The organism is Patescibacteria group bacterium (assembly GCA_034660655.1).
Classification (GTDB): Bacteria; Patescibacteriota; Patescibacteriia; order JAACEG01; family JAACEG01; genus JAACEG01.
Genome location: JAYEJU010000010.1, coordinates 1 through 5,300 on the forward strand (window position 1 = coordinate 1; position 5,300 = coordinate 5,300).

Genomic DNA, 5,300 nt, shown 5'->3' on the forward strand with positions numbered 1-5,300 from the left:
ATTCAAACGGATTAAAATTATATTGATTTATCCACAATTACATTATTAAAAATTATATTATAATATGTTATAATTAATTATGTTATAAAAATTTAATAATTTCTGAACATTATGAAAAAATTATATCTTTCAACTTTAATGTTATTTTTAATAACAATAATTGCATTTTTTTCATTTTTATTTTTAATGTCTCAAAATAATCAAAATCAACCCGCTAATATTTCCAAAAATCCCTCGAATAATAAAAATATAAATGCTAATATAAATACAGAAAAAAAAATTGATAATGGCTTGCCTTTAAAAATTTATCACGTAAACGGCAAAATCATAAAAATAACAAAAGACGCGATTTTTGTTGAAGCAATTATTTTAGAAGGAAAAAAATTAGAATTCAATAAAGAAAGAAAAACTGAAATTATTGAAATTGAAATTAAACCAAATACTAAAATCAATAAACTTACGTTTATTCCAAAAAGCGATGGGAAAAGTTACTCATCTATTATTCAAAAAATTCAATTCAGCGATTTAAAAATAAATGATAGAATTGAAGCAACGGCTGGATCAGATATCAAAGGAGCAAAAAAATTTATTGCTAATTCAATAAAAGTTATGCCAAGATCAATACAATAAAAAAATATCTAAACATCTAGACACTTTAACATTTAAACAAAAATAAAATTCGGTTTTTAGAACCGAATTTTTATTTTTTATATGTTAATAAAATAATTTACCATGGGGGATCAATATCCATTTCAGCTCTGACTCCAGCCTTGCTGTTAACATAGGTTCCTGTTGAATTAATAATATTTTTGTTAATAATTTCAATCTGATTTGCTGGGTTAGAAACATCATTGTCATCATAAGCTTTAATAATAATATCTTTCGCGTCCACAAACGCGGCTTGAACATAAAATCTATAAGCTCTATTTTTCAAAGGAAAAGAAATAACATGAATTCCATTGTTGCAATGCATATAATAGTTGGGAATTGCTAAGGTCAAACTTGACATTTCTGGATCCCAAACACTGCAATTTATTAATAACGAGCTGCCATTTTGGCATTCTATTGTTAGCGCGTCAACTCCGGCATGATAATCAATAACGCCATTAACATCTTCTGCGTCTGGATCATATAAATTTATGTAAAAATTGCCTCCAACTTCAACCAAAGGAATAAAAATATCATTGTCTTTATTAGAAGCGATTCTTGTCCAGCTCCCAGCACCAGCAACTTGAATATCCGCCATATCAATATTATTTATTGTCTTGCCTTTTTTTCTAATTTCAAATAACCCATGTTCTATTCCACACTCCGCTGTATAATAAGCAATTATTGAATTGTCAATTTTTCTTGTGCTAACAATTTCTGAAATAATAAAAACACTCACGCCCGCCCCCATTACCAAAATAATGGAAGTAATTAAAACTCCAAAAATTAAAACAGTTCCTTTTTGATTTGCCATTTTGCATTTTGATTTATCTATCATATATTCTTGTTGAAATAGTTGTTTGAATTAATACTTCTGATTGGTATGACGATGAAAGATCTGAATTATTTTTCAGTTTTAATATAATTGTAGCTCTTGGCTGAACATCTGGACCACCAACAATAAAAGGATCAGTTGAGGGTTTAATATAAAATTCTAATTTATCAACTTCAACACCTTTTGGAGTAACACTATCCCAAGTAATCCCTTCATCTATGCTCATTATTAAACATTTCCCAACGCCAGCCGGACAACTGCCGCACCCCTCGCATAATTTAAAAAAAGTTTTTATGTCATCATTATCTCTAATATATATTTCATCGTCACATATTAAAACAGGATCAGAAAAATCGCTGTAAGAAATAGTTCCCGTTCTTATATATCTTGACATTAATTCAATTGAATAACGGGCGCTAGCAAATAGCTTTTGCCTAACAATAATTTTTCTTTGCGCCGTAATTGAAGTAATAAAAATATCAGCCATAATAGAAATAGTAATTGTAAAAATAGCCAAAACAACAATAATTTCCATAAGTGTAAATCCGCGCTGATTTTTTTTTATGCTTATAAATTTCATATTTCAAAATTAATTTTTTTGCTTTTGAAAATAATTTTGTCCCGCAATATCTGCGGGATTAATTCAATTTTAAATGACATAATGACATAATGTTTAAATATTAAAAATTAAAACATTAAATATTTCAATCAAAATTCTAAATTCTAAATTCAAATTTACTTCCAATTATACAGCTTGTCTCTTGCTAAAACAGATTTCCCGTCTCCCCATATAACTTCAGAAATCACTTGAATTCCGATTTTATCGCTCCCAGGCGCCACATCATTGCATACTTGTCCGTCTTCAGCAATTGTTTCAACGCCATCTAATTCGCAAATCGGATATAATTTAATTAAACGATAAAAATTAGTCGGAATTCCTCCTGGCACAACGCCGTTCCTTTGCTCATAAACTTCGTTTTTTAAATACATTTTACAATACGGACTGCTAATAATATTTGGTTGAAACTGAAAATCCCAATCGCCAGTAGATTCGTCAAAATTTATAATAACTGTGTAATCTTTATTATTATAGAGCCCATCATCCCAAGCAGCTCCCACAACCCCTGAATCTATTCTTAACCAATTGCTATCTCTTTGATTTCTCGCAACTTCAATCCCCTCCCGCAACAAATTTGTCGCTATCATTCTATTGCTATTTTCTTTGTCCGAAGCAAGACTCATTATCACTAAAGAAATAATTGCTGACATTCCCATCGCGATAATCGCTATTGAAGCTGTTGCTTCAATAAGTCCTTGCCCTGTTTGTTTTAATATTTTTTTATTAAACATAAATTTATTCCATATCAATTTGCCCTGTAATTCTTTTAATTTTTATTGTTTTAAAATTAGAAGTAATATTGTGAATTACATCAATTTCAGCAACATTATCTAAAGTATCTTGATTAATGTAAATTTCAGCCTTTGGCAATTTAAAAATTATCGTTAGTTTATTAGAAGCAACGGGAATTAAATTAGATATGCAAACATCACCTAATAAATCAAAATCCTCTATTTTTTCAGTTCCATCATCATCATAAATATAATCTCCGTTCATGTCAGCAAAAAGAGTATAAGAAGATGGATTTGTGTCATTAAAATACGCTCCATAAGCTATTGGAATACTTCCATTATACATCTGTCCCGTCAAACTCATATTCTGAATTTTTTGCATATTAGACATTAAAACAAGAGCTGACTGCCTAAGATTTTCATCTTTTTTCCAAGAAGTAAAACTAGCAACGGAAATGCTAGTTATAATTACAATAATAGAAACTGAAACAAGAAGCTCTATTAAAGAAAATCCAAAAATGTTATTTTTTATTTTGTTAACTATTTTCATTATTAAAAAATAATATTAAAATACCATTCCCATATTTCCTTGCCGTATAATAAAATAATAACTGTCGCTACTGATAAAAATGTCCCTAAGGGAATTTGGCTTTTTATTTTTTTCTTTTTAAACAATAATAAAATTATTGAAATAATAAATCCAATGATATAAGCCAAAAATAAAGCCGCTAAAAGCATCTTCCATCCAAGCATAATTCCCATTAAAACACCCATCCGTATATCTCCTCCTCCGACCCATTTTCCTTGCGACAATAAAAATTGAATTAGAAAAAAACTACCTCCTATTATAGCACCAATTAAAATATTAACCAAAGAAAATCCAAGCAAAATGTTAATAACCAAAGCAGCTCCCATAGCTGGAAAAGTAATCTTGTCTAAGATAAGATACCAGCGAAAATCATAAACAAAAATTATTATTAAAATAGAAATAAAAAGCCAATCGCGGAACAATAGAATCAAAAATTGAAAATTAGAATCTGTTTCTAAAATTGAATGATTCAAATTAACTAAAAACGCAATTGCGAAAAGAAGACCTGTTATTAATTCTATTATCGGGTATTGTAAAGAAATCTTTTTTTTACAATACCGACATCTGCCTTTTAAAATAATAAAGCTTAAAACAGGCAGATTATCATACCAAACAATTTTCTTTTTGCATTTTGGACAATAAGATCTCCCTTTTAGAAAAGTTTTTTTGTTACGCAGGCGTAAAATTACGACATTCAGGAAACTTCCTATAATCGCGCCGAAAATAAAAACAAAAAATAAATAATATACAAACATAATTTTTTTAGTCCTCCCCTTAGATAGTCCCTCCTTGGCAAAGAGGGTTGGGAAATTTTTAGATATTTTTAATTTTTAATTATAAAATCCCCCTTAGTCCCCCTTTGCTAAAGGGGGAAACCGACGACCCTTTTCCAAAAAGGGAAGCTTGCAAACAAAAATCTCCCTTAATTTTTAAAATGTTTAAATGTTTAGATGATATTATTATATCATAAAACCCTAAAACCGAAAACACCCGTTCAGGTGTTTTCGGTTTTTGAATTTTTGATCAAAAAAATTCCTTTGATCTTTTAAAATTTTATATTACCACACAGTAATATATTTTATTATGAATCGTCACTTCCTAAACAAACTGCTGTAGCTGTAGTATCGGTGTCAATGGTTCCGCCATTACTATCCGCACAAACAGGTGCTGCATTTGCAGGTTCTCCATCATCAGAAACTATACACTCAGTAGCCGCCCAATTACTAACACTGTCCAAATCTCCAGCAATAGCTTTATTTTGTTCTAAACTTGTGGCAACCATATATCTTGAATCAGCGCTAGCTCCAGTGCCATAACAATAAATCCATTTTCTTACAGTGCTTGAAGGGTCTTCAGGAAGCCCGCCTGGCAAATAATCTGCCAGCAGACTTTCTAAATTATTTGCCACGCCATCCCAACGATCTGTTGCTGCTGCAGGAGCACCTGGATCAGGAGCTGCCGCGTTATCAGTTATATACATTTCAATAGCTGTTTGAAAAACTTTTAAATCAGATTGTCTTTTAGAATCCCTTGCTTTTATTCTTGTATTTCCAAAAGCAACAACAGCCAAAGTTGACAATAACCCAATAATAGCGATAACAACCAATAATTCAATCAGAGTAAAACCTTTTTTATTTAATTTTTTCATTATTTTTTCACCCCCTTTCAAAATTCATTTAAACATATAAAGAAAATATATGTTAAAGTGTTATTATTATAACATAATAAAACAAAAAAGTTAAACAATAAAACTTGAATTCTATTCCAAAGCTTAATCGGTAAATTGAAAATTTTTTAAAACACTTCTATTGGTTTTTTATAGTTTAATTTTTTTCAAGCCATTCGTCTTCTTTTTCTATTTCGGTTCCATTGTCATAA

7 protein-coding genes are annotated in these 5,300 nt (G+C 29.7%); 1 reads left to right on the forward strand and 6 read right to left on the reverse strand.

The window, feature by feature from the left end; genetic code table 11:
- Positions 1-111: 111 nt before the first annotated feature.
- Positions 112-630: a hypothetical protein gene (locus U9O55_00490; protein MEA2088311.1), complete on the forward strand. Its 519-nt coding sequence runs from the start codon at positions 112-114 to the stop codon at positions 628-630.
- Between the two features lie 97 nt (positions 631-727).
- On the opposite strand, the gene U9O55_00495 is transcribed toward U9O55_00490, so the two are convergent.
- The 6 genes from U9O55_00495 to U9O55_00520 all read right to left on the reverse strand — a co-directional run bounded on the left by U9O55_00495 (position 728) and on the right by U9O55_00520 (position 5,070).
- Positions 728-1,486, reverse strand: coding sequence for a hypothetical protein (locus U9O55_00495; protein ID MEA2088312.1), 759 nt, complete (start codon positions 1,484-1,486; stop codon positions 728-730).
- Positions 1,476-2,063: a type II secretion system protein gene (locus U9O55_00500; protein MEA2088313.1), complete on the reverse strand. Its 588-nt coding sequence runs from the start codon at positions 2,061-2,063 to the stop codon at positions 1,476-1,478. The genes U9O55_00495 and U9O55_00500 overlap by 11 nt, the downstream gene beginning before the upstream one ends.
- 155 nt (positions 2,064-2,218) lie before the next feature.
- Positions 2,219-2,833 carry a hypothetical protein gene (locus U9O55_00505; protein MEA2088314.1) on the reverse strand — a complete coding sequence of 205 codons (615 nt, stop codon included), beginning with the start codon at positions 2,831-2,833 and terminating at the stop codon, positions 2,219-2,221.
- 4 nt (positions 2,834-2,837) lie between these two features.
- On the reverse strand, positions 2,838-3,383 hold the full coding sequence (locus tag U9O55_00510) for a prepilin-type N-terminal cleavage/methylation domain-containing protein (GenBank protein MEA2088315.1): 546 nt from the start codon (positions 3,381-3,383) through the stop codon (positions 2,838-2,840).
- 2 nt (positions 3,384-3,385) lie between these two features.
- Complete coding sequence (locus U9O55_00515) at positions 3,386-4,177, reverse strand: prepilin peptidase (protein ID MEA2088316.1); 792 nt, start codon at positions 4,175-4,177, stop codon at positions 3,386-3,388.
- A gap of 326 nt (positions 4,178-4,503) precedes the next feature.
- Positions 4,504-5,070 (reverse strand): type II secretion system protein, encoded by a 567-nt coding sequence (locus U9O55_00520; protein MEA2088317.1) that lies wholly within the window; start codon positions 5,068-5,070, stop codon positions 4,504-4,506.
- Between the last annotated feature and the right edge of the window lie 230 nt (positions 5,071-5,300).

Excerpts from the sequence above, each read along its gene's own strand:
- U9O55_00490 (MEA2088311.1), top strand. The coding sequence starts at position 112 with ATGAAAAAATTATATCTTTCAACTTTAATGTTATTTTTAATAACAATA.
- U9O55_00495 (MEA2088312.1), bottom strand. The coding sequence starts at position 1,486 with ATGATAGATAAATCAAAATGCAAAATGGCAAATCAAAAAGGAACTGTT.
- U9O55_00500 (MEA2088313.1), bottom strand. The coding sequence starts at position 2,063 with ATGAAATTTATAAGCATAAAAAAAAATCAGCGCGGATTTACACTTATG.
- U9O55_00505 (MEA2088314.1), bottom strand. The coding sequence starts at position 2,833 with ATGTTTAATAAAAAAATATTAAAACAAACAGGGCAAGGACTTATTGAA.
- U9O55_00510 (MEA2088315.1), bottom strand. The coding sequence starts at position 3,383 with ATGAAAATAGTTAACAAAATAAAAAATAACATTTTTGGATTTTCTTTA.
- U9O55_00515 (MEA2088316.1), bottom strand. The coding sequence starts at position 4,177 with ATGTTTGTATATTATTTATTTTTTGTTTTTATTTTCGGCGCGATTATA.
- U9O55_00520 (MEA2088317.1), bottom strand. The coding sequence starts at position 5,070 with ATGAAAAAATTAAATAAAAAAGGTTTTACTCTGATTGAATTATTGGTT.